Here is a 23,925-nt window from a genome sequence, read left to right as displayed (position 1 = left end):
CCCCACCCCGGCGGCGATCCACCCGCCGTGGGGTTGCCAGCCCCGTGCGCCTCACGGGGTCGGTAGACAGGGCAGTCCGCCAAGCCTGCGCAGCCCGGACCGCTTCTCGTTCCCTGCGAACCGGAGGACACTGGACCGGTGACCGACACCGATCCCTCAGCGCTGGCCGGACGGCACGTCCTCATCCCCCGGGCGCCCGGGCGGGGTGATGGGCTCGCCCGCCGCGTCGAGGCCGCGGGCGGCGTCGCCGTCGTCGCTCCGTTGATCTCCCGGCAGGCCATCGACGACGCCGGGCGCGCAGCCCTGGACGATGCCGTCGCCCAGCTCGCCGACGGTGCCTTCGCCTGGGTCGCGGTGACCAGCGTCAACGCGGTCGACGAGCTCGCCGCGTCCGCACAGCGCGTCGAAGCGAAACGGGACGGCGAATGTCGCGCGGACGACCGCTCCCCCGCCCCCTCTCCCCTCAGCCGACTCGCCGTGGCCGCCCGGTGGGCCGTAGTCGGACCGGCCACGGCGCGCGCCCTCGCCGCGCACGGGATCACCGCCGACCTCGTCGCCCCGCAGAACTCCGCGACGGGCATGCTCGCCGTCTGGCCCGACGCCGCTCCCCGCGCAGATCGCCCGTCCGACGGCACCCGCGCGATCCCCTCCCCCCGCGTCCTGCTCCCCCTCGGCGACCTCGCGCGCCCGACCCTCGAGCACGGCCTGACCACCCTCGGCTACCTCCCGGTCCGGGTCACCGCGTACCGGACCGTCTCCCACCCCGCTCCCCCCGAGGTCGTGGCGCGGTGGCGCGCGGGCGGCTTCGACGCCGTCGTGCTCACCTCGGGCAGCGTCGCGCGGGAGGTCGCCGCCCAGCTAGGCGTGCGCCCGGACGTCCTGGCCGTCGCGATCGGCGAGCCGACCCGGGAGGCTGCGAGCGGCGTCGGGCAGGTGATCGCTTCGGTCGCGGGCGCCGCGACCGACGACGCGCTCTTCGCGGCGCTGCTCGCCGCGGTTGGCCCAGCGACGACCAACTCGTCGGCGCCGTCCGTCACACCAGCCGCAGCACCCGACCCACCGGCCTCCCCGACAGGCCTTTTGGACGCCGCGGGCAACCCCGCGATACTCGAAGAGGGGACCCACCCCTCCCCCCGCCACCCGGGCGTCCCTCACACACCGGAGGAATCATGACCCGTCCCCGCCGCCTGCGCGCCACCCCAGCCCTGCGCGCCCTCGTCTCCGAGACCCGCCTGCACCCGCGCGACCTCGTGCTGCCGCTGTTCATCAAGGAGGGCGCGACCGAGCCCGTCGAGATCAGCTCGATGCCCGGCGTCGTCCACCACACCGAAGCATCCCTCGCCGCTGCGGTCCGCGAGGCGGCCGAGGCGGGGATCGGCGGCGTCATGCTCTTCGGCGTCCCGGTCGTGCGCGACGCGACCGGGACCGGCGCGGACGACCCGGACGGGATCCTCAACCGGGGCATCCGGATCGCAGCCGCCGCCGCGGAAGGGCGCCTCGTCGTCATGGCCGACCTCTGCCTCGACGAGTTCACCGACCACGGCCACTGCGGCGTGCTCGACTCCCACGGCGGGGTCGACAACGACGCGACCCTCGAGCGCTACGTCTCCATGGCGATCGCCCAGGCCAGCGCGGGCGCGACCGTCCTCGGCCTGTCCGGGATGATGGACGGCCAGGTCGCCGCGGTGCGCGAGGGCCTGGACGAGTCCACCGCGAACGACGGCGCGGGCTTCCAGGACACCGCGATCCTCGCCTACTCCGCGAAGTACGCCTCCGCCTTCTACGGCCCCTTCCGCGAGGCGGTCGAGTCGACCCTCGACGGCGACCGCCGCACGTACCAGATGGATCCCGCGAACCGCCGCGAGGGCGGCCGCGAGACCGTCCTCGACCTGCTCGAAGGCGCTGACATCGTCATGGTGAAGCCCGCCATGAGCTACCTCGACGTTCTGGCCGACGTCGCCGCGCAGTCCGACGTGCCCGTCGCCGCCTATCAGGTCTCCGGCGAGTACGCGATGATCGAGGCGGCGGCCGCCAACGGCTGGATAAACCGCCGCGCCGCGATCGAGGAGTCCGTCCTGGGCATCAAGCGCGCCGGCGCGGACATCATCCTCACCTACTGGGCCACCGAACTCGCCGGCTGGCTCCGCTAGCCCTCGCCGTCTTCCTTCTTCCCACCACCGCGGATTGGATTCACATGCACGACGACGCAGCGAACCACCTGGCCTTCGAGCGAGCCCAGGGCGTGCTGCCCGGCGGGGTGAACTCCCCCGTCCGCGCATACCGGTCGGTCGGCGGCGACCCGCGGTTCATCGCGTCGGCGTCAGGTCCCTACATCCGGGACGTGGCCGGCAACGAGTACGTCGACCTCGTCTGCTCGTGGGGTCCGGCGCTCCTCGGCCATGCCCACCCCGCCGTCGTCGCCGCGGTCCAGGAGGCGGCCGCGCGCGGGCTGTCCTTCGGCGCGCCGACCCTGGGCGAGGTGGAGCTCGCCGAGGAGATCCGGCGTCGGGTCCCGGCGGCTGAGCGGGTGCGTCTGGTCTCGACCGGGACCGAGGCGACCATGACCGCGGTGCGCCTCGCCCGCGGGGCCACCGACCGGCCCCTGATCATCAAGTTCGCCGGCTGCTACCACGGGCACGTCGACTCCCTGCTGGCCGAGGCGGGGTCCGGGGTCGCCACGCAGGCGCTACCCGGCTCGGCCGGGGTCACCGAGGCGACCGCCGCCGAGACTCTCGTCCTGCCCTACAACGACCTGGGCGCGGTCGAAGAGGCCTTCGCCCTGCACGGCTCGCAGATCGCCGCGGTCATCACCGAAGCGGCGCCGGCCAACATGGGGATCGTGCCGCCCGCCCCCGGTTTCAACGAGGGCCTGCGCCGGATCACCTCCGCGCACGGCGCGCTGCTCATCCTCGACGAGGTGCTCACCGGCTTCCGGGTGAGCGCGAGCGGCTGGTGGGGGTATGAGACGTCGGTCCTCGGTGCCAGCTACACCCCGGACCTGTTCACCTTCGGCAAGGTCGTCGGCGGCGGCATGCCGGTCGCCGCGATCGGCGGCCCGGCCGTGCTGCTCGACCAGCTCGCCCCGCTCGGCCCCGTCTACCAGGCCGGCACCCTGTCCGGGAACCCGGTCGCCGTCGCCGCCGGGCTCGCGACCCTGCAGGCCGCCGACGCGAGCGTCTACGCCCGGGTCGACGCCGTGGCCGACGTCATCGGCGCGGCCGTCTCGACCGCGCTGCACGCCGAGGGCGTCGCCCACCGGGTGCAGTACTCCGGCAACCTCTTCTCGGTCATGTTCGGCGACTTCGCCGAGGCCGCAGGAGTGCACACCTACGCCCAGGTGCAGGCCTCGGACACGTTCCGGTACCCGGCGTTCTTCCACGCCATGCTCGACGCCGGGGTCTCGCTCCCCCCGTCGGTCTTCGAGGCGTGGTTCGTCTCGTCCGCCCACGACGACACGGCCGTGGGGAAGATCCTCGAGGCGCTGCCAGGGGCGGCGAAAGCGGCGGCTGCGGCGCAGCGATGATTGGGCAGTCCTGATCCCGTGCGCAGGCAAGTGGCGCAGGGCTGAATTCCGATCGGCGAACGCCGCCGTCAGCGCTGCCGTTCGGGGCCGAGCGCCCCGGTCAACGCTCCCGCGGGTTCTTTGAGCTCGACGAGGAGCACGTACGTCGGGGTCTCGCCGATGTTCTCCCCGGTGTGCACCTGGGCCGGCAGCCAGCGCACCTCGCCGGCGCTGAGCCCCAGCTCGACCGCGTGGCCGTCCACGGAGATCCGACGGGTGAAGTCGCTCAGCGCGCACAGGACCGAGTCGGGGTGGTGGTGCGGGTCGGTCCGGTCGCCCGGGGCGTCCCGGTACTCAAGCACCCGGACCCGGTCGTTCTCGAACACGACGTGATAGAACTCGGGGTTTGTGGCGGTCGGATCGCGGTCCATGGTCACCTCGCTGGCTCTGGGCCGGCGTCGGCAGGCTCACTCTCCAGCATGGCACCGCGCCACCCCGTCGGCACCCCTGGTGCGGTGCCTGAGTGGGTGATCCGGCGGGTGAGATGCCGGGTGGCTAGAGCGCGAGCTCGGCCGCGCGCTTGCCCAGGCTGCGGATCTGCAGGCCGAGCGCGATCAGGGCGAGGCCGATGATCAGCGCATAGATGCCGATGATCCAGATGATCGTGGTCAGGCCGGCGCTCGGCTGAGCGATGACGAGGATACCGAAGAGGAAGGATACGAGGCCGGCGAAGACGCCCCAGCCCCAGCCGCTGCCCGGGATCGAACGCAGCATGAAGCTCACGACGAACTGGAAGATGCCCACGAGGATCGACCAGATCGCCACGAGGTAGATGAGCACCGTCAACGTCTTCCCGGGCCAGACGAGCACCAGCAGACCGAAGATCAACGTGATCGCGCCGATCGCGATCCGCAGCCCGGCTCCGCCGTAGTCGCGGTAGCGGATCCCGTCGACGATCTCCACCACGCCGTCGACCACTGCGAAGATCCCGATGATCACGGCGAGCGCGACCGCGGTGCCGATCGGGGAGACCAGGGCGACGACGCCGAAGACGACCGCGATCACCCCGCGGATCACCGGCCAGTACCAGACCTGCTTGGCGAGAGAGGAGAAGGACGGGAAGAGTGGCTCGGTCATGAGGTGCTCCTGTGCCTGGTCAAAGCCTGGTCAGAGTGCCGCTGGGGCGATTCCCCTCGATCTTGGCGCGCCTGAGGCCATCCTGCACGACGAGCGTCGTCATCGGTCGCGGCGTCCGCGCGCCCTCTCGCGCTGCTTGGCCGCGTTGCTGCCCGCCCAGCGGAAGATCACCAGCATGACGACGACCCACAAGATGAGCCGCAGCACCGAGCTCGCGCCGGGGAGGAGCACCCGCAGCCCCAGGCTCACCGCGAGGGAGAGGATCAGCGAGATGGCCACGGACGCGCCCGGGCGGACACGGGCGCCGTCGTCCGCGAGGCCGAAGTAGGCAGCGATCATCTTCATTCGGCGAACGCTACGCCCGTGGCGGCGCGGCCATCAACCGTCCGCGCAGGTCCTACTCGAAGGAATACCCATGGGGGGTATCGTGTTGTGCAGGCAGACGACAACACCCCTGGGAGGCTCGCCATGGCCGGATACACCGGAAGCAAAGAGGACTACCTCAAGCGCCTGCGACGCGTCGAGGGGCAGGTCCGCGGCATCGCCCGGATGGTCGACGAGGACACGTACTGCATCGACGTGCTCACGCAGATCTCCGCGGTCACCAAGGCCTTGCAGGCCGTGAGCATCGGACTCGTCGAGGACCACCTGAGCCACTGCGTCGTGCACGCTGCACAGTCCTCCGAGGAGGAGGGGCAGGCGAAGGTCCGCGAGGCGGCCGACGCGATCGCCCGCCTCGTCCGCAGCTGACCCTGCCCATCCCCTGACCTACCTGCATCACCCATCTAGAAGGAGAACACCATGCCCGTCGTGACCACTCTCGGTATCGCCGGAATGACCTGCGGCCACTGCGTCTCGTCCGTGACCAACGAGCTCGAGACCGTCGACGGCGTCGAGCACGTCAGCGTCGAGCTGCGCACCGGGGCCGTCTCCGACGTCACGGTCCTCTCCCACGAGCCCCTCGACGAGGCCGCGCTGCGTGCCGCCGTCGTCGAGGCCGGCTACGAGGTCGGCGGTCTCGACGTCGTCATGGACGCCATCGCCGAGCAGGGCCGCGGCTTCAACGAACAGCGCGAGGAGTTCGCCGCGCAGCACCCGACGGCCTGAGAACCGCCGACCGCACCTGAGGGTCGCGTCGGGTCCTGACGACGACGAACGTCGCCAGGAGTCCGGCGACCCCGGCCACCACACCCGCCGCGACCAGCACCGGACCGGCGTAGACGCCAAAGATCTTCACGTCCTCGGTCACCCCGTACGTCTGCACGACCTCGGCGTCGTCGGCCGCCTGAGCGAAGGCGAAGTCCGCCGTGATCTGGGTCCCCGGATCCGTGAAGCGCTGGTCGATCGTCGTGAGATATCGCCCCGGCCCCACCAGCTCCAGGAGCGCCGACGACGGCCCACCGGTGAGGACCTCGTCGAGATCCTCACCGCCTGCGGCCAGGGGGCCCGCGAAGACCACCTCGGCCCCCTTGGCCATGGCGTCGGTGCGCTCCATGCGGTGATCGGCGACGACGAAAGTCCGCACGGCCTGCTGGGTCTGGGCCGCGGCGGACAGCCGCATCGGGTAGACAAACTCGGCGCTGGCGAAGGTTAGCTCGATGGGCTGCAACTTGCCGCTGAGGTCATCCTGGGCGTCGGCGGCGATCTTCACCGCGACGTAGTACCAGCCCTCCTCGACGTAGGGCGCCAACGCCGTCTCGAAGGACTCCTTCATCGCGTAGCCGTGGGCGTCGAGCCACTCGGTGAGCTCCCCGGACTCTGAGGCCGCGAGCGTGGTCACCTCGAGGGGGCCAAGACGGACCTCGCCGAGCACCTGCACGCCCGCGGACGACTGGGGGCCGCCGGCCGCCCCGCTCGACGTCCCGTTTCCCCTCTCGGGGAACCATCGCCGGTCGCGGACCTCCGGGCGAGGGGCGGAGAGCTCGGCCAGGTCGTCGAAGAGGGCGGCGTCGCCGAGCGCCACCTCAGCCGGGGTAGGCGTGGGGACGAGCAAGGCGAAGTCGGCCGCGTCGGTCTCGGCATCGAGCGCGATCGTGACCGTCTCGGTCGACCCGTCCCACTCGACGATCGCGGTCTCGTCGAGGATCTGCACCTGGCTCCCCGGATCGCTGATCGCCCCGCCGCACGCACAAGCGACCACGGAGAGCGGGGCGGCCGAGCCGATCAGCGTGCCGGTCACAGTGATCGCGAGGCCGAGCGTGAAGGTCGCCGCGAGGGCGGCCGATGCCCGCCGGGAGAGACGTGATGAGAGGCGCATGGGTGTGAACCTACTGGCCAGATCGGTCCTGTGGGGTGTCGCGGGGAGAGGTCCCCATCGCCGGCGTCCGACGGGACAGAAGTCCCGCACAGGAATACCCTAGGGGGGTATGGTGTTAACCATGCCGTACCCGCTTGGACACCCACGCTCACCCTTGGAGCACTCATGACTGGCCACATCAGCCACCCGGTCGCACCGACCGAGATCGACCTCGCCGTCGAGGGGATGACGTGCGCGTCCTGCGTCGCCCGGGTCGAGAAGCGCCTCAACCAGATCCCCGGCGTCGAAGCCACCGTCAACCTGCCGCTCGAGTCCGCGCACGTCGTGGCGACCGCCGACGTCGACGACGACGCGCTCATCGCCGCCGTGAAGAAGGCCGGCTACGACGCCCGCGTGACCAGACGCCGTGCCCCGAAGGTCGCTGCATCGGCCGCCGACCACGCCGACCACACCAACATGGGCCACATGGATCACTCCGCGATGGGCCACGCAGACAGCGAGATGGCCCTCTCCGGCCACTCGATGGGCGAGGGCCACATGATGGTCGAGGGCGAGGACACCTCCGCGCCGACCCCCGACCGCGGCGCCGACCTGCGCCGCCGCCTCATCGTCGCGACGATCTTGGCGGTACCCGTCGTCGCACTGTCGATGATCCCCGCACTGCAGTTCGACGGGTGGCAGTGGGTCGTCGCGGCCCTGTCCCTGCCCGTCGTCACATGGTCGGCCTGGCCCTTCCACAAGGCGGCATTCCGCGCCGGCCGCCACGGTGCCTCGACCATGGACACCCTCGTCTCGGTTGGCGTGATCGCCGCGACGACGTGGTCCCTGTGGGCACTGCTGTTCGGCGGCGCGGGCGAGATCGGCATGCAGATGTCGCCGTCGCTCTTCCCCGGCTTCCCCGGCGCGGAGCACACGGCCTCTGCTGCACCCGAGCTGTACTTCGAGGTCGCCGCGGTGGTGACCACGTTCCTGCTGGCCGGCCGCTACGCGGAGCAGCGCTCCCGGCGTCGGGCAGGCGACGCCCTGCGATCCCTGCTCGCCCTCGGGGCGAAGGACGCGACCCTCGTGACGACCGAGGGCGGACGCCGCGTCAGCACGCGCGTGCCGATCGACTCGCTCACCGTCGGGAACCTCTTCGCGGTCAAGCCCGGTGAGAAGGTCGCGACCGACGGCGTGGTCGTCGAGGGCACGAGTGCGATCGACGCCTCGCTGCTGACCGGCGAGTCGATGCCGGTCGACGTCGGCCCGGGCGACCCCGTCACCGGAGCCACCGTCAACACCTCCGGCTACCTCGTGGTTAAGGCCACCCGCGTCGGGGAGGAGACCACCCTCGCCCAGATCGGTCAGCTCGTCTCGGCCGCCCAGACCGGCAAGGCCCCGGTCCAGCGCCTGGCCGACCGCATCTCCGCCGTCTTCGTGCCGATCGTCTTTGTCATCGCGATCGCGACCTTCGCCGCGTGGATGGTGTGGGGCCCCTCCGCGCAGGCGGCCTTCACCGCCGCCGTCGCGGTCCTCATCATCGCGTGCCCTTGCGCCCTCGGCCTGGCCACCCCGACCGCCCTGCTCGTGGGCACCGGCCGCGGCGCCCAGCTCGGCATCCTCATCAAGGGCCCGGAGATCCTCGAGTCCACCCGCCGCGTCGACACGATCGTCCTCGACAAGACCGGGACCGTGACCCAGGGCCGGATGGCCGTGGAATCCGTCGTCGGGCACCCGGACACGCTGCGCCTGGCCGGCGCGGTCGAGGCGCTCAGCGAGCACCCGATCGCCCAGGCAATCGCCGCCGCCGCGCACGAGGCAGCCCCTGCGCAGCGCGTGCTGCTCCCCCTCGCTGACGAGCAGCCTGCCACCGACACCCACGGCGCCGACGGCGTGCTCATCGGCTCCGACCAGGTGCTCGAGTTCTCGAGTGCCCCCGGCGGCGGCGTGTCCGGGGTGGTGCGGGTGGCGCACTCCGGGCTGGGCGTGTCCGCACGGGTGCTCGTCGGCCGCCCCACCTGGCTGGCCGAGCAGAACATCCCGTTCACCGACGACACCGCCGAGCTGGTGCGGGCCTTCGAGGACGCCGAGTCCTCCGGGGCAACCGCGGTCGTAGCCGCCTGGGACGGCGCGGCCCGCGGCGTGATCGTGCTGCGCGACCCGGTCAAGGAGACGTCGGCCGAGGCGGTCGCCCAGCTGACCGCGCTCGGGCTGCGTCCGATGCTGCTGACCGGCGACAACCCGGGCGCGGCTCGGGTGGCTGCGCGCGCCGTCGGCATCAAGGAGGCCGACGTCTTCGCCCAGGTGCTGCCCGAGGAGAAGGTGTCGATCGTGGCGCGGCTGCGCGCCGAAGGGCACGTGGTGGCCATGGTCGGCGACGGTGTGAACGATGCCGCGGCGCTGGCCGGGGCGGATCTCGGGCTCGCGATGGGCACCGGGACCGACGTCGCGATCGAGGCGAGCGACATCACCCTGGTGCGCGGCGACCTGCGCAGCGCGGCGACGGCGATCCGGCTCTCGCGGCGCACGCTGGCCGTCATCAAGCAGAACCTGTTCTGGGCCTTCGCCTACAACGTCGCGGCGATCCCGCTCGCCGCGCTCGGCCTGCTCAACCCGATGATCGCCGGCGCGACGATGGCCGCGAGCTCGGTCATCGTCGTCGGTAACTCGTTGCGGCTGCGCAAGGCCGCCTGACCGGCCCGGCCCGACAAGCCCTTCCCCCCGACCCGGCCCGGCCCGGCTCCGGCCGCTGCGGACCCCGATAGGTGTCCGATTCCCGCCCTGTTCACCGCTGAAACAGGGCGGGAATCGGACACCTATCGCAGTCCCGGGGCGGGCGGGGAGCGCGAGTGGCGGGCGGGGGCGGCTACTTGAAGCGACGGCCTTCGTCGCGGCGGTAGGCGGTGACCGCTAGGACCGCGAACAGGGCAGTCCAGCCGAGCAACACCGGCCACGCCAAGGCGTAGACCGGCTCGCCGGTGAGTGCTCCGACGAGGAGGTCACGCCCGGCCCGGGTCGGCGTCGCCTGGGAGATCAGCGAGAGCCAGTGCGGGAAGAACATCGGCGGCATGAACAGCCCGCCGGCGAAGGCCAGCGGGAACAGGATGACCTGGACCACCGGCAGCGCGGCCTTGGCCGTCAGCGAGTACCCGATCGCCATGCCGAGCAGCACGAACGGCACCGACACGACGAGCAAGATCCCGACCCCGGAGAGCAGCTGACGGGCCGTCACGGTCGCGTCGGTGAACAGCCACCCGATGAGCACGAGCGGCACCACCCCGAAGAGGGAGAAGATGGCGCCGTTGAGCACCCGGGCGACCATCCGCGGCGTCGGCCCGGCCGGCAGAGAGCGCAGGAACGGGTCGAAGGGCAGCGCGCGGTCCTCCGCGACGCCCAGCCCATAGGTGAACAGGCTCGCCGAGCAGATCGCGAACAGCCCGAGCGAGGCCACGGCCATGGTCGCCATGATCGGGTCCCCCGCGACCTCCTTCTGCGGCACGACGAAGAAGAACATCGCCAGCGCCGGGAACAGCAGGTTCCCCAGCACCGCGATGGGCACCCGCACGGTCTCCAGGAACTGGTACTTCAGATGCAGCCAGGCCAGCCGCGTGCCCGACGGCGCGCCCACCCGGGCAGGGCGGGCGGCGGTCACGCTGGGGCCTGGGCTCGCGGCGGCGGGCTGGTGGGGGGTCGCGGTCATCGTGCACCTGCCTCGGGGTCGGTCGCCGTCCGGGCCGGGGTGGCCGGAGGTCTCAGCAGGTCGCTCGATCGGTGGGCGACCATCTGCTCGAAGGCCTCCTCGAGCGTGGCACCGCGGACCTCCAGCCCGTGGAAGTCCAGCCCCGAGGTGACGAGCTCGCGGACGAGCGCATCAGCGTCGGGCGTGAAGAGCTCGTAGCGGTCGCCCTCGCGAGACGCGCGGATGACGCCGGGGAGGCGGGCGGGCACGGCGTCGGCCGCGGGAAGGTCCGCGGAGTGCAGCACGACGCGGCGCAGCCCGACGCGCTCGAGGATGTTCGTCATGGTGTCGTCCGCGCGGACGACGCCCTCGTCGATGACGACGACCCGGTGTGCGAGCGCCTGCACCTCCTCGAGATAGTGGCTGGTCAGCAGCACTGTCCCGCCTCCGGCGTGGTACTCCCGGATGGCCAACCACAGGGCCTGGCGGCCGCCGACGTCGAGCCCGGTCGTCGGCTCGTCGAGGAGGATCACGGACGGCCGCCCGACGAGGGAGAGCGCGACGGCGAGGCGGCGCTTCTGGCCACCGGACATGCCGCCGGTCTGCCGGCCGGCGAGCTCAGCGAGGCCGAACTGCTCGAGCAGCTCGCCCGTGGGCACCGGGTCGGCGTAGTGGCCGGCGACGAAGTCGACGACCTCGCGGACCTTGAGGGTCGCGGGCAGGCCGGTCTCCTGCGGAGTCAGGCCGAGCGTCGCGCGCGCGGCGGTGAGCCGCGGGTCCTGCCCGCACAGCCGCACGGTCCCGCTGTCGGGCTTGCGCTGACCGGAGACGAGTGAGAGGAGCGTGGACTTCCCGGCGCCGTTGGGACCGAGGATCCCCACGAGCTCGCCGGCCGCGATGTCCAGGGAGACGTCGTCGAGGGCGACGACGTCGTTGAAGCGGCGAGTGACCCCGGCGACGGAGACCACGGGTGCGAGCGAAGCGGTCATCAGGAGCTTCCTCTCAGGAGGGCGGTCAGCGCCGCGGAGTAGTTCTCGAAGGCGAACCTGCCGCGCGGGGTGAGCTCGATGTAGGTGGCAGGCTTGCGGCCCTCGTGGGTCTTGGTGACGAGGACGTACTCGGCGTCCTCGAGCTTGCGCAGGTGCGTGGAGAGGTTCCCGGCCGTCATGTCGAGCAACTCCTGCAGCCGCGGGAAGGCGATCCGGTCCCCGGTGCGCAGCGCCGCCAGGGTGGCGACCACGCGGAGCCGGGACTGGGCATGGATGACGGGGTCGAGGTCGGCGTCGGTCACGGGTGAGCTTTGGACGCGGACTGCGAGCCGACATGGCCCTGCGCCGTGGCCCTGTCTCGCACCCGGACGAGGTGGTCGCCGAGGGCGCCGAGGAAGAATCCGCCGCCGCCGAGCACCGCCATCACGAGGTAGGTGTTCGGCAGACCGACGTACAGGGCAATGGCAGCCACGGCGATGATCCAGATGCCCAGGATGTACTGCCGGGTGTCCTGCCACAGGGCCCCGCCTGCCATGTACATGATGCCGACGACGAGGCAGGCCAGCGCGTTCGCGGCGAGGATGATGACCTCGTCGCTCGCCCCGGCGTTGACGAGCCCGCCGAGGATGACGCTCATCCCGACGAAGCCGATGCACCAGCTCCAGCCGTACATCGCCCCGGTCCGCGAGCTCACCCCCTGCACGCCGGCGCCCGCTCGGATGCTGTAGACGATCGTTGCGGCCATAGCTCCGGCGATGAGCAGCGCGAACACGGTGAAGGCGAGCGGCGCCGGGGTCAGGACTCCCTCGGGCGTGGCCCGCCCGCCGGGGAGCGAGCCGTTCGCGGTGAGGTATAGCCCGAGGTAGCCCAGCAACCAGGCCACGCCCCACAGCCCGAAGAGCACCCGACCGTCCACCTGGGTGGAACGGACCCTGTCCGCCTGAGCGGCGATGATCCGCAGGCTCTCGGCCGCGTCGAGCGGGGCGGCGTCGGCTTCGGGTTCGAACGGGGCGGCGTTGTCGGCGGCGTCGGTGCCATCGGTACTCATCTGAACTCCAAGGTTTGCGTTACAAACTACTTTGCCAGTCTTGCACGTCCGATCCGCCGTCACAACCCCCAAACCATCTCCGCCCAGCCCCACGGGGTCGATCCGTCCCAGGGGGTGGGAACGGCCCGTCAGGCGACGGTTCCCGACGGCGCGCCGGCCGGCTGTCATGGCCGGGACGACGGCATGCCGGGAGCGAGAGCCGAAGAGCAGTCGGGCTAGGGTGGGCGGGTGACTTCCTCTGCCGCCTCCCTGGTCCCCGCACGCCGTGCGCGCCTCGCCCCCGCCGCGCTGATCCTCGCGCTGCTCACGGCCGCGTTCGCCGCGACCGGAGCCACGCTCCTGGCCTCGCCGGCCGCCGCGCACGACGCCATCGTCTCGAGCGATCCGGCCGACGGCGCGCAGCTCACCACCAGCCCCACGCAGATCACACTCACCTTCAACGAGGACGTCTCCGACCTCGGCGGACAGGTCGTCGTGACCGACTCGACCGGCGCCACGGTCGCCGCGGGCGCGCCGGCCGTGACGGGACCGGCGGCCACGCTCCCCCTCGCCGACCCGCTCGCGAACGGCGCGTACTCCGTCGCCTGGCGGGCGGTGTCGTCCGACAGTCACCCGATCGACGGCACCTTCGCCTTCACCGTGGCCGACCCGGCAGCCGAGCCCGAGCCAGAACCTGAGATGACAGCCCTGGCTGACGCCCCCACGGCCGACGACGCCACCCCGGAGACCGCGACCGAGGAAACCCCCACCCCGATCATGGCGACCGAGCCCGCCGACGAGGCGGACGACTCGACCAAGGAGGGCCTGCCCTGGCCCGGGATCATCATCGGCGCGGTCCTCGGGATCGGCGCGGGGATCGCCATCACGGTCATCTCGAAGCGTCGCGGTCGCAAAGACTGACACCCTGCTATAACCAGAGGATGACCGACGCCACGCTCCCCCCGCTGTCCCGCCACGAGCGTCGGCGGATCGGGGTCGAGATCTGGATCCTGCTCGGGCTGAGCCTGGGCAGGTCCGGGGTGTACGCGGTCGTCAACATCGTTGCCCGGCTCACCGCCGGGCCTCCGCTGCGCGACCAGTCCGCCTCCCTCAACACCAGCCAGTCGGTGCGACCGCTGCTCGACCTCACCTACCAGGTGCTGTCGATCGGCTTTGCGCTCATGCCGGTCGCCCTCGCCCTCTATCTGCTCTCCGCCCGCGGCAAGGGCACGCTGCGCCGGATCGGGCTCAACTTCGCCAGCCCCCTGCGAGACATGGGCTACGGCGTGGCGCTGGCGGCCGTCATCGGCATCCCCGGCCTGGGCCTCTATGTCGCCGGACGGGCGCTCGGCATCACCGTCGAGGTCCAGGCCGCTGGCCTGAACTCGCACTGGTGGACCATCCCGATCCTCGTGGTCTCGGCCCTGCAGAACGGGCTCCTCGAGGAGATCATCGTCGTGGCGTACCTCACCGAACGCCTCGAAGACCTGCGCTGGGGAGCGGTGAAGATCATCGTCGCGAGCTCGCTGCTGCGTGGGTCGTACCACCTTTACCAGGGGTACGGGCCGTTCCTGGGCAATGTCGTCATGGGGGTCGTCTTCGCCTGGTTCTACCAGTCGCGATGGGGCCGACGCCGCGTCATGCCGTTGATCATCGCGCACACCATCCTCGATGTGGTCGCCTTTGTCGGGTACGCACTCATGCCCGACTCGTGGCGCAGCGCCCTCGGCTTCAGCTAGCAGCTCGGTGTCAGCCGACGACGCGTCAGCTACGCCCCGCGGCGGGCCCAGACTCCGGATCCGAAGGGTCGTCCTCGTCGAGGACGACCGGCGGTGCGGGTGGGACCACCAGGCCCGGGGTGTCGGGGAAGGCAAATGCCGCGAGCTCGTCGTCGCGCACACGATCGCGGGGATCCACGGCCTCGGTCGGCCTCGTCTGTGCGGGCTTCACCGGTGCCGTCGCCCCCTCGTCCGTCCCCTCCTTCGCGCTGACCTTCGCGGCCTTGCGCTCGGCGGACTTGGCGGCTGTGGCCTGCCGCGCGGCTTCCCGGCGCTCGGCGACCCCGGCCACCACGAGGCTCTCGCCGGCGAGCGCGCGGTCGATCTCCTGGGCGACCCAGCGCATGGAGAAGACCGACACGATGTGCACGGCCCCGACGACAAAGGCGAAGAGGCCGAATACCACGACCACCAGATCGAGGATGCTCCCGGAGGTCTGCGCCTTGGTCGTGAGCATGAGTCCGAAGAGGGTCGAGATCAGCCCGATGGTCAGCAGCCAGGGCCAGCCCAGGTCACGGTTGCGCAGGAGCGCGACCCCTCCGATGATCGACACGACGCCGAGCACCAGGGCCCAGACCAGGAGCAGATAGAACAGCACGAGGGCTGTGGCGTGCGGCCAGACGAAGATCACCACGGCGAAGGCGGCGTCGACCGCGCCCTGGACGAGCCACCACCGCCAGCCGATCTGATCGCGGTTGAGCAGCCCCTGTGCCGCGGCGAGGATCCCGTCGAGCAGCAGGAACGCGCTGAACAGGTAGACGAGGTTCGCCAGGGTGCTCAGCGGCTGGACCAGCAGCAGCACGCCGAGGGCGAGCAGAGCCAGCCCGCGCAGCAACGGCATCCGCCACATGTTCCGGGACAGCCGAATGGCCGAGGGAGGTGAACCCTCGGCGCCGAACGCGCCACTCGTGTCCTGCGTCATGGTCCACCCCGTCCGACGCGGTGGGTCCCGCGTTCCCGGCCATCCTAAGTTGGCCCCCCGACGGTCGCCCGGCCAGCGGTTACGCACCTGTGACCGACTCGCCTCACCCCGCTCTGCGCGGGCCCGCCTCTCCCCCTTAGAATCGCAATCATGTCAAACGTCCCACGCACCACGGCGGCGGTGCACGACGTCGGCTCCCACCACTCCTCTGGATCGGGGTCTTCGCCCCTGTCCCCCGGAGACGGAGACGAGACCCCCCCGGAGACGGAGTCGACCCCAGACGTCCTTGTCGTCGACACCCCGCTCGACCGGGTGCGCCAGCCGCGTGACCTGCTCGCGCTCGTCCTCGCCACCCTCGGCGCGGCGCTCGTCCTGGTGCTCGCGGTCTATGCGCACGGTACGACCGAGGGCGTGCAGTCGGACGTTCAGAACTTCTCCTCGATCCTGGCCCGGGTGCTGTTCCTGCCGGTCGCCGTGCTCGAGGGCCTGGTCACCCTCGTGGTACCGGTCGCGGTCCTCACCGAGATCGCCCTGCGCCGGATGGGCCGTCAGGTGGTCGAGTGCATCGCCGCCCTCGTGGTCGGCCTGGCCGCTGCGGCCCTGGCGACGTGGTTGATCGTCAACGTGGGCTCCCAGGACCTCCTCGACGGCATGTCCGTGCCGCTGCGCGGCACGCTGACGCTGACCGTCCCCGGCTACGTCGCCGGCATCACCGGCCTGCTGACCGCGTCGGGGCCGCGGACCCGACGCCGCACCGTCGCCTACTCCTGGAACCTGCTGTGGGTATCCCTGGGGGTTGTGCTCATCACCGGTCAGGTCTCCCTGCCGGGGGTCCTGCTCACCCTGCTGCTGGGCCGCATGTCCGGCCTCGCCGTGCGGTACGTCTCTGGTGTGCGCAGCGAACGCGCCTACGGCGACGACCTCGTCGACGGGGTCCGGCGCGCAGGCTTCTCCCCCACCGCGCTCGTCCGCGTGCGCGACGTCGCCGACGAGGCCGAGCAGGCAGCGGTCTCGGCGGAGGAGCTCGCCGCACACGACCTGGCCGAGGCTTCTGACCTCGCCGCCGAGCCGTCGACCCTGGCTATCACCCGCGCCTCCGACAACCGCGTCTACGCCCTGACCCAGGTCGACGGCCCCCGCCTGGACGTCGTCGTGCTCGACGGCGACCGCCAGGTGATTGGCATCCTCACCCGGATGTGGCGTTCGTTGCGCATGCGCGGGATCGACGGCCGCTCGGCGATCTCGCTGCGCGCCGTCGCCGAGCGTGCCGCGCTGCTCGCCTACGCGGCCAAGGCGGCGGGCGTGCGCACTCCCACCCTCGAGGGCATGGCGGAGGCCGACGACTCGATGCTGCTCATCCAGCAGCACGCGGTCGGCACCCGGCCGCTGCGCGACATCCCGACCGAGCAGATCACGGATGCCGTCCTGCACGACGCGTGGCTCCAGCTCGAGATCGCGCACGCGGCCGGCCTGGCCCACCGTGCGCTGACCTCGGACGTCCTCCTTGTCGGCGCCAGCGAGAGCGGGGAGCCCGAGGTCTGGCTGACGGGCTGGGAGGCTGGAGACGTCGCGTCGTCGTCGCTGGCCCGGCGGGTCGACCTCACCCAGATGATCGCGCTGCTCGCGCTGCGGGTCGGGGCGGACCAGGCCGTGGCATCAGCCCTGACCGTGCACTCGGCCGAGGACCTCGCCGCGATCGGCCCGCTGCTGCAGGTCGTCGCGCTGCCGACGAGCACCCGCGAGCAGGTCCGCAAGCACAAGGAAGTCATCACCGACCTCCGCAAGGCCCTCGTCGCCCAGCTGCCTGAGGTCGACGTCGAGCCGGTCAGCCTCATCCGCTTCGGTGCGCGCACGATCATCACCCTCGCGCTGACGATCGTCGCTGTCTCTGTGGTCGTGACCACGATCAACTTCAACGAGATCAAAGACGCCGTGGTCAGCGCTCAACCGTGGTGGGTGGCGGTCTCCTTCGCCCTCGGCCTGCTCACCTGGCTCGGGGGGGCGATCACCTTCGTCGCGTTCTCCCCCGTCAAGCTGTCGGTGGTACGGGCGACCCTGGTCCAGGCAGCGTCCTCCTTCGTCGCGCTCGCCGCCCCGGCCGGGATCGGCCCGGCCGCCCTCAACCTGAGGATGCTCACCCGGCGGGGGGTCGCGACGTCCCTCGCGGTCGCCACGGTCGCCCTCGTCCAGGTGTCGCAGTTCATCGTGACCGTACTGCTCCTGGTGCTGCTGTCCGTCGCGACCGGGGACGGCGGGGTGCTCCGCAGCCTGCCGTCGGCCACGGTGCTCGTGGCGGTCGTGATCGTCGCGCTCGTCGTGTCGTCGGCGTTCATGGTGCCGTGGGTGCGCCGGTGGGTGCGGTCCAAGATCGAGCCCATGTACAAGCAGGTCTGGCCGCGGCTCTCGGAGATCCTCGGTGAGCCCTGGCGGATCGCCGCCGGGCTGGCGGGGAATGCCGTGATGACCCTCGGGTATGTCTTCGCCTTCGACGCGGCGCTGGCGGCCTTCGGGCAGAACGTCTCGCTGATCGACGTCGCGGTGGTGTTCCTCATCGGCAACACCGCGGGTGCGATGGTCCCGACCCCCGGTGGCCTCGGCGCGATCGAGTTCGCGCTCGTCACCGGCCTGACTACGACCGCCGGCGTGGCCGCGCCGATCGCGACCTCAGCGGTCATCTTGTTCCGCGTGGTGACGTTCTGGTGCCGCATCCCGATCGGCTGGCTGGCCATGCGCTACCTGCAGAAGCAAGGGGATCTCTAGCCACCCGTCCGAGGCAGGCCAGGCGCGCCAGACGAGCTCGGTGCGCTAGGGCACCCCCGCACATGACGAAGGCCCGGCCTGGGAGCGGATGCTCCCGGACCGGGCCTTCCAGGCCGACCTCCGCCCTGAGGCGGGGTAAGCCTCACATCACTTGGTGGAGACAGCCTTCTTGAGGAGGCTTCCAGCCGAGATCTTCACGCCGAAGCCTGCGGGGATCTGGATCTCCTCGCCGGTGCGGGGGTTGCGGCCGGTACGAGCGGCGCGCTCGACGCGCTCGACGGAGAGCAGGCCGGTGACCTTGACGGCCTCGCCGTTGCTCAGCGACTCGATGAGAACTTCCTGCAGGGCAGAGAGAGCAGAGTCAGCGTCGGTCTTGGTCAGACCGGACTTGCCAGCGATTGCCGAGACGAGGTCAGTGCGGTTGAGCGACATGCGGATCCCTTCTTCGGTCCGGGCCGAGCAGCGGTCGCTGATCAGCACCAGACGTACTTTGCCAGTCATGTGACCGGTCTTCGTGGACAACACTAGGTAATCATTGGCCCTCACGGCGCCATTTCGGCCGTTTGGGTTTCTCTCAACGCTGAAAATAGTGAATTTTCGTCGTTCTGGGGCCTGATCCACCTCTCTTCGACCTCTCTCGGAGCAGATTCCGCCCACCGGATCCGCCGAAGTGGGGTGCGCGCGGCCCCTACCTCGGTCGATCCTCGCGTGCGCCAGCGCCACTGTTGCCGCTGTCGGCGACACTTGAGTCATGCCTGACACACCGGAGCTCGATGCTCTGTTCCAGAGCCTCGACAGCCTCAGCCGGTTCCCCGGGACGCAGGGGCCTGAGCTGTTCGCCGTCGACGGGGTGGACCGGCTGCTGCTCGCCGAGGCCTTCGACGACCTGCGCCCTGATCCGGCCGACCGCGCATCCGACGCCGGCAGCGTCGTCGTGCTCGACGACGCCTTCGGTGCGCTCACCCTGGGCGCGCTGAGCTGCGCCCCCGGCGCGACCGACCCGGCGCGCGTCGTCGTGCACCAGGACTGGATCACCGCCGAGCGGGCGCTCGACATCAACGCCGAACGGTTCGGCCTCTCCGACGCCTATACCCGCCACCCGGCCGAGCGCGGGCTCGACGCCGAGCTGCTGGGACGCGCGCGCGTCGTCCTGCTCCGCCTGCCCAAGAGCCTGGACACGCTCACCGAGCAGGTGCAGGCGATCGCCCGGTACGCCCCAGCAGACGTCACGGTCTACGCGGGCGGGCGGATCAAGCACATGACCCGCGGGATGAACGAGGTGCTCGGCCAGTCCTTTGGCGACGTCCGCGCGAGCCTGGGCCGGTTCAAGGCTCGGGCCCTGGTGGCGCGCTCGCCGCTGCCGTCCGCGCGCACCCTGGAGCCGACGTTCCCGCGGCGCGCGCAGGTCGGCGAGATCGCCCTGGAGGTCGTGGCCCACGGCGGGGTGTTCGCCGGGACCAGGCTCGACATCGGCACGCGGTACCTGCTTGAGTTCCTCGACCAGATGGCGCCCGACGCCGCTCAAGCGATCGACGTCGGCTGCGGGACAGGGATTCTGGCGACCTCCCTGGCCCGCGCCCGGCCGGGCCTGCACGTCCTGGCGAGCGACCAGTCGGCGGCCGCGACCGCCTCGACGGCCGCGACCGCGCGGGCGAACAGCATGGGCGGCGCCGTCACCGTGCTGCGCGACGACGCGCTGTCCACCTGCCCCGACGCCTGCGCCGACCTCGTGGTCTGCAACCCGCCCTTCCACTCCGGGACGGCTTTGCACACCGACGCCGCGCACCGGATGTTCGCCGCGGCCGCCCGTGTGCTGCGCCCGGGCGGGGAGCTGTGGACCGTGTACAACTCCCACCTGCTCTACAAGCGCGACCTGGGCCGCGTCGTCGGGCCGACGACGATGATGGGACAGAACCCGAAGTTCACCGTGACCCGGACGGTCCGGCGCGGCTGAGGCGGGGCGCCTCAGCGCGAGGTGTGCGCCTCGAGGAAGGCGAGCGTGCCGTCCAGGGCCTCCTGGCCGGCTGGCTCCGACAGGTCGAACTGGTACTCGTGCCCGAGCGGCGCCTCCGGCTGCTCGGGGAACACCCCGGTCGCCTCGACGCCCAGCTCGACCAACCGGGCATGGAAGGCCTTGCCCATGACGGTGAGCCCGTCCCCGTCCCCGCCGGTGAGGTAGGCCGCCGGGAAGTCGCCCGTCACGTGGTTGACCACCGACGCGGCGTCGAAGGCCGCGTCGTCACGGAAATTCTTCTCCCCGGTGTAGGCCCACAGCACGCTGCGGATGAACCACCCGAAGGCGCCGTCGACGCTTGCCAGGGCCATGTCGTAGGGACCGCAGTGCAGCACGACGCCCACGAGCGCATCCGGACCGATCGACGGCGTGATCCCCACCAGCTTGGCGTAGTCGGGGCTGGTCACGAGCGTGGCGACCTGCGCGGCGATCTGCGACCCGGCGGAGTCCCCAGCGAGGATGATCTGGCGAGGGTCCACGTGCAGCGCCGCGGCGTTGGCGGTGACGTACTCGAGCGCAGCATTGAGCTGGACCACCGGAGTTGGGTACCGCGCCTCGGGGGCGATCGTGTAGTCGATCGCGACGACGGTGTACCTGTGCCCGGCGAGGATCTGGGCATAGCTCGCCACGTGGTCCTTGCTGCCCGAGACCCAGCCGCCGCCATGCGTCCACACGATCGTGGGGAGCGCCTCGTCGGCGGCGAGCGCGGACGGGAAGTAGACGTCGAGGACCGCGTCGGTGTCCCCGGGGCGGTACGGGACGTCACGGATGGCGGCGACGTCGTCGGGCACCCGGCCGGTGAGCGCGTCGTTCGCCTCGCGCCCGCCCTTGTCGAAGGCGGTGCGGATGACCAGGGTCGACGGCCACCGGCTGACCTGGGACGCGACCCAGATCGCCGCGCCCAGGACCACACATCCGCTCGCCGTCCAGGCCAGCGCACGGCCCAGTCGGTGACTGCGGCCAGGGGCGCCTGCTGTCACGAACGCGTGGCTCCCGGACGGGACGGAGGGCTCCGGTGGGACGTCGGTGAGGCGAGGCATGCATCAAGTGTAAGAAGTCGTGTGACCTGCACCTGCGCACAGGGTGAAGTGTGCCGAAACTCGGTTTTGGCGGTGGGCTTGTCGCTAACATCATCGTGTTGCGGCGCACACCAGCGCCTGCCTGCACACCGGCGAGGAGGCTCCATGACAGTTCTCGACCCCTCCCCCAGCTCGCCGAGCCACTCCCGGCTTCCACGGGTCCCGACCCACCTCGTCGACCGCGCACGGGTCCGAGAGGTCCTCGACGCCGGGAACTCGATCGTCGTGCTGCACGCACCGCGCGGCTACGGGAAGTCCGCCCTCGTCGCCGACTGGCTGCGGGAGAGCGAGCGGGACGCCGTCTGGCACGCCACGACCCCCTCCGAGACCGCGGACGACTTCTGGGCGGAGCTGCTCGCCTCCCTCGAGCGTGGACAGGCTCTCCGCGCGGACGGGTCGCCCGATCGGCAGGTCGTCGCCGACCCTCGCACCCGGGTCCGCGAGCACCTTCTTGCGCGTACCGAGCCGCTCGTCGTCGTCCTCGACCACGTCGAGCGGCTGGGGTCGGTCGACGTCGCCCCGCACCTCGCCGCCATCCTTGAGCAGACCTCGGCGGTGTCCCTCGTGGTGTGCACGCACCCACGCCCGGGCCCGGCGGACCGGCTCCGCTTCGGCGTCGACGCCGTCGTCGTCCGCTCGTGCGACCTCGCCCTGACCGCGGGCGAGGTCACGACCCTCGCCCGGTCGCTGGGCAGCCCGCTGTGCGAGGCCAGCCTCACCGAGATCCACGACGGGCTGTGGGGGTGGCCGGCGCCGACCCGCGCCCTGCTCACGATGAGCGCCAGCTGGACCGACACCGTCGCGATCGACTGGGGCGCGCTCGTCCTCTACCTCGAGGAGATGCACGACGTGCTCCCCGACGGTGCCACGAGGTTCCTCTTCCAGACCCGCATCCTCGACCACCTCACCGCGGACGTCGCCGAACAGCTCACCGGGAACCCTCGCGCCGCCCAGCTGCTCGCGGGAACCGAGATCGCCGGGCTCGCCCGGTCCGAGGTCACCGGCGGCGAACGCGTCTACCGGTACCTTCCCGCCCTCGGCAAGGCCTTCGACGCCCAGAAGCGGTCCGCCGTCGGTGGCTCGACCAGCCCGGCCGCCGTCGATGCGGCCGCGCACCTGCGGGCAGCCGAGGTGCTCCAGGACCAGCCGGAGGCGGCTATCCAGCACCTGGCCGCCGCCCAGGACTGGGACAAGATGCTCGACATCACCAACAAGAACTGGGTGGACCTGATCATCCACCACCCGAGCAAGCTCCAGAACGCGCTGTCCAACTTGCCGGGACGCTTCATCAAGTCGATGCCCCGCCTGCTCATGGCCCGGGACGTGCTCCTCAACGCGCGCCTCGACTCCGTCTCCGCGCACCCGATCGAGTGGGCCGAACCGGGCGTCCGCCTGAACGATCCCCAGCTCTTCGACCTGGCGGGAGTCGCGGTGGGGCACGTCATCTCGCTGCGCTCGTCCTTCCAGTTCCAGGCGGCAGCCGAGCTCGCCGACCGGATCGTCGCCGTCGCCCGCGACGACGACGGCCAATGGCGCGCCGTGCTGGTGGAAACCCTCCCGTTCCTGCTCATGCAGACCGCCGTGACGCACCTGGTCGCGGGCAACCTCACCCGGGCGCACGACGACTTCCTCCAGTGCGTGCACATGGGCACAGGAGCTGCGCTGGAGTTCCTGGCCCGCAACGCCTGCGAGTTCCTCGCCCTCATCGACGCGCTGCGCGGGGATCTCGGTTCCGCGCGGTACCGGCTCGACCAGGCCCTCGAGCTGGCCACGGCGCCGTTGGCGATGCGCAAGTTCATCGACCCCGTCGCGACGATGGTCGAGGCCCTGCTCGCGATCCGTCGGCTCGACCTCGACGCGGCCGACGCCTTGCTCGCAGCCCTCCCATCGGTGAGCAGCACCCAGCGGTTCAAGATCGCCCCGTGGTTCGTCCTGGACACGATGCACGCCCTGGTCCGCGACCTTCGCGGTGACCACGACGGCGCACAGTCCCTGCTCGACGCCGCCCGCCAGGACGGCAGCAAACGGGTCAACGCGGAGTCGTTCGCCGGTCGCATCCTCTCCACGACCCTCGCCGCGCTGAACATCGAGGCGGGCAACCCGACCCGCGCCCGCAACCTCCTCGCCGCATCCCCCATGTACAGCGGCCATCCGTCCCTGCGCGCGCGGCTGGCGCTGTGCGCCGGCGAGACCGACGACGCCGTCGCGATCATCGTCAGCGGCTTGTGGCGGTCCGGGGTCAGCACACAGGAACGCATCGCCCTGCACCTGGTCGACATGGACGTCCGATACTCCCTCGGCCAGCGGGCCGCCGCGGTCACCGCGCTGCGGCGCGCGCTCGAGGCCTCCGGGCCTGACCAGCTCTACCCCTACGCGACGGCCGACCGCGCCGTCCTGGTCGACCTGTCCGACGACGTCGACCAGCTGAGGCATGTCCTGGCCCGGATCGACGCGGCCGGGATCGCGGAACGACCGGCCGGACGGGAGCCCCTGGTGGAGCTGTCCGAGCGAGAGCTCGCGGTCCTCGCAGAGCTCGAGACGACGGCGTCGATCGAGCTCGTCGCGCGGCACCTGTTCGTCTCGGTCAACACGATCAAGAGCCAGGTCCGATCGCTGTACCGCAAGCTGGGGGTCGGCAGCCGGGAGAGCGCACTCGCCGAGGGCTACCGGCTGGGGTTCTTGGGGGTCTCCCCGGGGCGCTGACCCGCTCCCGGGCACCAGCAAGGTACGGAGCGGGTGAAGGAGGTCTCACCCCGGATTTCACGCTGATCTCTGGCTGCGGGCCCGCCATCCCGTGATCGG

General features: G+C 71.4%; 22 protein-coding genes. 11 read left to right on the top strand and 11 right to left on the bottom strand.

Annotated features, from left to right (window positions below):
* Positions 1 to 138 precede the first annotated feature (138 nt).
* The 3 genes from BLQ50_RS02585 to hemL are packed head-to-tail and all read left to right on the top strand — an operon-like array spanning position 139 to position 3,523.
* The gene (locus BLQ50_RS02585; RefSeq protein WP_093180977.1) at positions 139 to 1,173 is read left to right on the top strand and encodes a uroporphyrinogen-III synthase; all 1,035 of its coding nucleotides are present in this window, start codon (positions 139 to 141) and stop codon (positions 1,171 to 1,173) included.
* Positions 1,170 to 2,150 carry a porphobilinogen synthase gene (gene hemB / locus BLQ50_RS02580; protein WP_093180975.1) on the top strand — a complete coding sequence of 327 codons (981 nt, stop codon included), beginning with the start codon at positions 1,170 to 1,172 and terminating at the stop codon, positions 2,148 to 2,150. Before BLQ50_RS02585 ends, hemB begins: the two co-directional genes overlap by 4 nt.
* A 44-nt stretch (positions 2,151 to 2,194) precedes the next feature.
* On the top strand, positions 2,195 to 3,523 hold the full coding sequence (hemL, locus tag BLQ50_RS02575) for a glutamate-1-semialdehyde 2,1-aminomutase (RefSeq protein WP_093180973.1): 1,329 nt from the start codon (positions 2,195 to 2,197) through the stop codon (positions 3,521 to 3,523).
* A 68-nt stretch (positions 3,524 to 3,591) separates the two neighbouring features.
* On the opposite strand, the gene BLQ50_RS02570 is transcribed toward hemL, so the two are convergent.
* The 3 genes from BLQ50_RS02570 to BLQ50_RS02560 form a co-directional block, all read right to left on the bottom strand.
* Positions 3,592 to 3,933, bottom strand: a complete 342-nt coding sequence (locus tag BLQ50_RS02570; protein WP_093180971.1) for a cupin domain-containing protein — start codon at positions 3,931 to 3,933, stop codon at positions 3,592 to 3,594.
* Between the two features lie 124 nt (positions 3,934 to 4,057).
* Positions 4,058 to 4,639 (bottom strand): HdeD family acid-resistance protein, encoded by a 582-nt coding sequence (locus BLQ50_RS02565; RefSeq protein WP_093180969.1) that lies wholly within the window; start codon positions 4,637 to 4,639, stop codon positions 4,058 to 4,060.
* 99 nt (positions 4,640 to 4,738) lie between these two features.
* Positions 4,739 to 4,984, bottom strand: coding sequence for a hypothetical protein (locus BLQ50_RS02560; protein ID WP_093180968.1), 246 nt, complete (start codon positions 4,982 to 4,984; stop codon positions 4,739 to 4,741).
* Between the two features lie 123 nt (positions 4,985 to 5,107).
* Here BLQ50_RS02560 and BLQ50_RS02555 point away from each other — a divergent pair, with 123 nt between their 5' ends.
* On the top strand, positions 5,108 to 5,389 hold the full coding sequence (locus BLQ50_RS02555) for a metal-sensitive transcriptional regulator (protein ID WP_093181643.1): 282 nt from the start codon (positions 5,108 to 5,110) through the stop codon (positions 5,387 to 5,389).
* 51 nt (positions 5,390 to 5,440) lie between these two features.
* Positions 5,441 to 5,746, top strand: a complete 306-nt coding sequence (locus tag BLQ50_RS02550) for a heavy-metal-associated domain-containing protein (RefSeq protein ID WP_093180966.1) — start codon at positions 5,441 to 5,443, stop codon at positions 5,744 to 5,746.
* Here the strand turns inward: BLQ50_RS02550 and BLQ50_RS02545 are convergent.
* Positions 5,700 to 6,896 (bottom strand): DUF2330 domain-containing protein, encoded by a 1,197-nt coding sequence (locus BLQ50_RS02545; RefSeq protein WP_093180965.1) that lies wholly within the window; start codon positions 6,894 to 6,896, stop codon positions 5,700 to 5,702. The two genes, BLQ50_RS02550 and BLQ50_RS02545, sit on opposite strands and share 47 nt — an antisense overlap.
* Positions 6,897 to 7,061: 165 nt before the next feature.
* Between BLQ50_RS02545 and BLQ50_RS02540 the strand changes: the two genes are divergently transcribed.
* Positions 7,062 to 9,569, top strand: coding sequence for a heavy metal translocating P-type ATPase (locus BLQ50_RS02540; protein WP_093180963.1), 2,508 nt, complete (start codon positions 7,062 to 7,064; stop codon positions 9,567 to 9,569).
* A gap of 172 nt (positions 9,570 to 9,741) precedes the next feature.
* On the opposite strand, the gene BLQ50_RS02535 is transcribed toward BLQ50_RS02540, so the two are convergent.
* The 4 genes from BLQ50_RS02535 to BLQ50_RS02520 are packed head-to-tail and all read right to left on the bottom strand — an operon-like array spanning position 9,742 to position 12,591.
* Positions 9,742 to 10,575 carry an ABC transporter permease gene (locus BLQ50_RS02535; protein WP_093180960.1) on the bottom strand — a complete coding sequence of 278 codons (834 nt, stop codon included), beginning with the start codon at positions 10,573 to 10,575 and terminating at the stop codon, positions 9,742 to 9,744.
* Entirely contained in the window at positions 10,572 to 11,543 is a 972-nt protein-coding gene (locus tag BLQ50_RS02530; protein ID WP_093180959.1) for an ABC transporter ATP-binding protein, read from the bottom strand. Before BLQ50_RS02530 ends, BLQ50_RS02535 begins: the two co-directional genes overlap by 4 nt.
* Positions 11,543 to 11,845 (bottom strand): transcriptional regulator, encoded by a 303-nt coding sequence (locus tag BLQ50_RS02525; RefSeq protein ID WP_093180957.1) that lies wholly within the window; start codon positions 11,843 to 11,845, stop codon positions 11,543 to 11,545. Before BLQ50_RS02525 ends, BLQ50_RS02530 begins: the two co-directional genes overlap by 1 nt.
* Complete coding sequence (locus BLQ50_RS02520; RefSeq protein WP_093180955.1) at positions 11,842 to 12,591, bottom strand: hypothetical protein; 750 nt, start codon at positions 12,589 to 12,591, stop codon at positions 11,842 to 11,844. The genes BLQ50_RS02525 and BLQ50_RS02520 overlap by 4 nt, the downstream gene beginning before the upstream one ends.
* Before the next feature lie 228 nt (positions 12,592 to 12,819).
* On the opposite strand from BLQ50_RS02520, the gene BLQ50_RS02515 reads away from it, so the two are divergent.
* Together BLQ50_RS02515 and BLQ50_RS02510 are read left to right on the top strand one after the other, a co-directional pair.
* Complete coding sequence (locus BLQ50_RS02515) at positions 12,820 to 13,491, top strand: copper resistance CopC family protein (RefSeq protein WP_093180954.1); 672 nt, start codon at positions 12,820 to 12,822, stop codon at positions 13,489 to 13,491.
* Positions 13,492 to 13,511: 20 nt separating this feature from the next.
* The gene (locus BLQ50_RS02510) at positions 13,512 to 14,309 is read left to right on the top strand and encodes a CPBP family intramembrane glutamic endopeptidase (protein WP_093180952.1); all 798 of its coding nucleotides are present in this window, start codon (positions 13,512 to 13,514) and stop codon (positions 14,307 to 14,309) included.
* Between the two features lie 25 nt (positions 14,310 to 14,334).
* Here the strand turns inward: BLQ50_RS02510 and BLQ50_RS02505 are convergent, their stop codons facing one another.
* Positions 14,335 to 15,270, bottom strand: coding sequence for an HdeD family acid-resistance protein (locus BLQ50_RS02505; RefSeq protein ID WP_093180950.1), 936 nt, complete (start codon positions 15,268 to 15,270; stop codon positions 14,335 to 14,337).
* 150 nt (positions 15,271 to 15,420) lie between these two features.
* Here BLQ50_RS02505 and BLQ50_RS02500 point away from each other — a divergent pair, with 150 nt between their 5' ends.
* Positions 15,421 to 18,030, top strand: coding sequence for a lysylphosphatidylglycerol synthase transmembrane domain-containing protein (locus BLQ50_RS02500; protein WP_093180948.1), 2,610 nt, complete (start codon positions 15,421 to 15,423; stop codon positions 18,028 to 18,030).
* Positions 18,031 to 18,177: 147 nt separating this feature from the next.
* Here the strand turns inward: BLQ50_RS02500 and BLQ50_RS02495 are convergent, their stop codons facing one another.
* A complete protein-coding gene (locus tag BLQ50_RS02495) occupies positions 18,178 to 18,462 on the bottom strand; it encodes an HU family DNA-binding protein (protein ID WP_093181642.1) in 285 nt (94 codons plus the stop codon).
* A gap of 319 nt (positions 18,463 to 18,781) precedes the next feature.
* Here BLQ50_RS02495 and BLQ50_RS02490 point away from each other — a divergent pair, with 319 nt between their 5' ends.
* Complete coding sequence (locus tag BLQ50_RS02490) at positions 18,782 to 19,984, top strand: class I SAM-dependent methyltransferase (protein WP_093180946.1); 1,203 nt, start codon at positions 18,782 to 18,784, stop codon at positions 19,982 to 19,984.
* An 11-nt stretch (positions 19,985 to 19,995) separates the two neighbouring features.
* Here BLQ50_RS02490 and BLQ50_RS02485 read toward each other — a convergent pair whose 3' ends face one another.
* Positions 19,996 to 21,084, bottom strand: a complete 1,089-nt coding sequence (locus BLQ50_RS02485; RefSeq protein WP_093180944.1) for an alpha/beta hydrolase — start codon at positions 21,082 to 21,084, stop codon at positions 19,996 to 19,998.
* A 144-nt stretch (positions 21,085 to 21,228) separates the two neighbouring features.
* On the opposite strand from BLQ50_RS02485, the gene BLQ50_RS02480 reads away from it, so the two are divergent.
* The gene (locus BLQ50_RS02480; RefSeq protein WP_093180943.1) at positions 21,229 to 23,826 is read left to right on the top strand and encodes a winged helix-turn-helix domain-containing protein; all 2,598 of its coding nucleotides are present in this window, start codon (positions 21,229 to 21,231) and stop codon (positions 23,824 to 23,826) included.
* The last annotated feature ends 99 nt before the right edge of the window (positions 23,827 to 23,925 follow it).

Origin of the sequence: Sanguibacter gelidistatuariae, assembly GCF_900096585.1 — a bacterium.
In the GTDB taxonomy this organism is placed as follows: domain Bacteria; phylum Actinomycetota; class Actinomycetes; order Actinomycetales; family Cellulomonadaceae; genus Sanguibacter; species Sanguibacter gelidistatuariae.
The sequence above is the reverse complement of the archived record's forward strand: the minus strand, read 5'-3'. Positions and strand labels throughout refer to the sequence as shown.

Excerpts from the sequence above, each read along its gene's own strand:
- hemB (WP_093180975.1), top strand. The coding sequence starts at position 1,170 with ATGACCCGTCCCCGCCGCCTGCGCGCCACCCCAGCCCTGCGCGCCCTC.
- hemL (WP_093180973.1), top strand. The coding sequence starts at position 2,195 with ATGCACGACGACGCAGCGAACCACCTGGCCTTCGAGCGAGCCCAGGGC.
- BLQ50_RS02570 (WP_093180971.1), bottom strand. The coding sequence starts at position 3,933 with ATGGACCGCGATCCGACCGCCACAAACCCCGAGTTCTATCACGTCGTG.
- BLQ50_RS02565 (WP_093180969.1), bottom strand. The coding sequence starts at position 4,639 with ATGACCGAGCCACTCTTCCCGTCCTTCTCCTCTCTCGCCAAGCAGGTC.
- BLQ50_RS02560 (WP_093180968.1), bottom strand. The coding sequence starts at position 4,984 with ATGAAGATGATCGCTGCCTACTTCGGCCTCGCGGACGACGGCGCCCGT.
- BLQ50_RS02555 (WP_093181643.1), top strand. The coding sequence starts at position 5,108 with ATGGCCGGATACACCGGAAGCAAAGAGGACTACCTCAAGCGCCTGCGA.
- BLQ50_RS02550 (WP_093180966.1), top strand. The coding sequence starts at position 5,441 with ATGCCCGTCGTGACCACTCTCGGTATCGCCGGAATGACCTGCGGCCAC.
- BLQ50_RS02545 (WP_093180965.1), bottom strand. The coding sequence starts at position 6,896 with ATGCGCCTCTCATCACGTCTCTCCCGGCGGGCATCGGCCGCCCTCGCG.
- BLQ50_RS02540 (WP_093180963.1), top strand. The coding sequence starts at position 7,062 with ATGACTGGCCACATCAGCCACCCGGTCGCACCGACCGAGATCGACCTC.
- BLQ50_RS02535 (WP_093180960.1), bottom strand. The coding sequence starts at position 10,575 with ATGACCGCGACCCCCCACCAGCCCGCCGCCGCGAGCCCAGGCCCCAGC.
- BLQ50_RS02530 (WP_093180959.1), bottom strand. The coding sequence starts at position 11,543 with ATGACCGCTTCGCTCGCACCCGTGGTCTCCGTCGCCGGGGTCACTCGC.
- BLQ50_RS02520 (WP_093180955.1), bottom strand. The coding sequence starts at position 12,591 with ATGAGTACCGATGGCACCGACGCCGCCGACAACGCCGCCCCGTTCGAA.
- BLQ50_RS02510 (WP_093180952.1), top strand. The coding sequence starts at position 13,512 with ATGACCGACGCCACGCTCCCCCCGCTGTCCCGCCACGAGCGTCGGCGG.
- BLQ50_RS02505 (WP_093180950.1), bottom strand. The coding sequence starts at position 15,270 with ATGACGCAGGACACGAGTGGCGCGTTCGGCGCCGAGGGTTCACCTCCC.
- BLQ50_RS02500 (WP_093180948.1), top strand. The coding sequence starts at position 15,421 with ATGTCAAACGTCCCACGCACCACGGCGGCGGTGCACGACGTCGGCTCC.
- BLQ50_RS02495 (WP_093181642.1), bottom strand. The coding sequence starts at position 18,462 with ATGTCGCTCAACCGCACTGACCTCGTCTCGGCAATCGCTGGCAAGTCC.
- BLQ50_RS02490 (WP_093180946.1), top strand. The coding sequence starts at position 18,782 with ATGCCTGACACACCGGAGCTCGATGCTCTGTTCCAGAGCCTCGACAGC.
- BLQ50_RS02485 (WP_093180944.1), bottom strand. The coding sequence starts at position 21,084 with ATGCCTCGCCTCACCGACGTCCCACCGGAGCCCTCCGTCCCGTCCGGG.
- BLQ50_RS02480 (WP_093180943.1), top strand. The coding sequence starts at position 21,229 with ATGACAGTTCTCGACCCCTCCCCCAGCTCGCCGAGCCACTCCCGGCTT.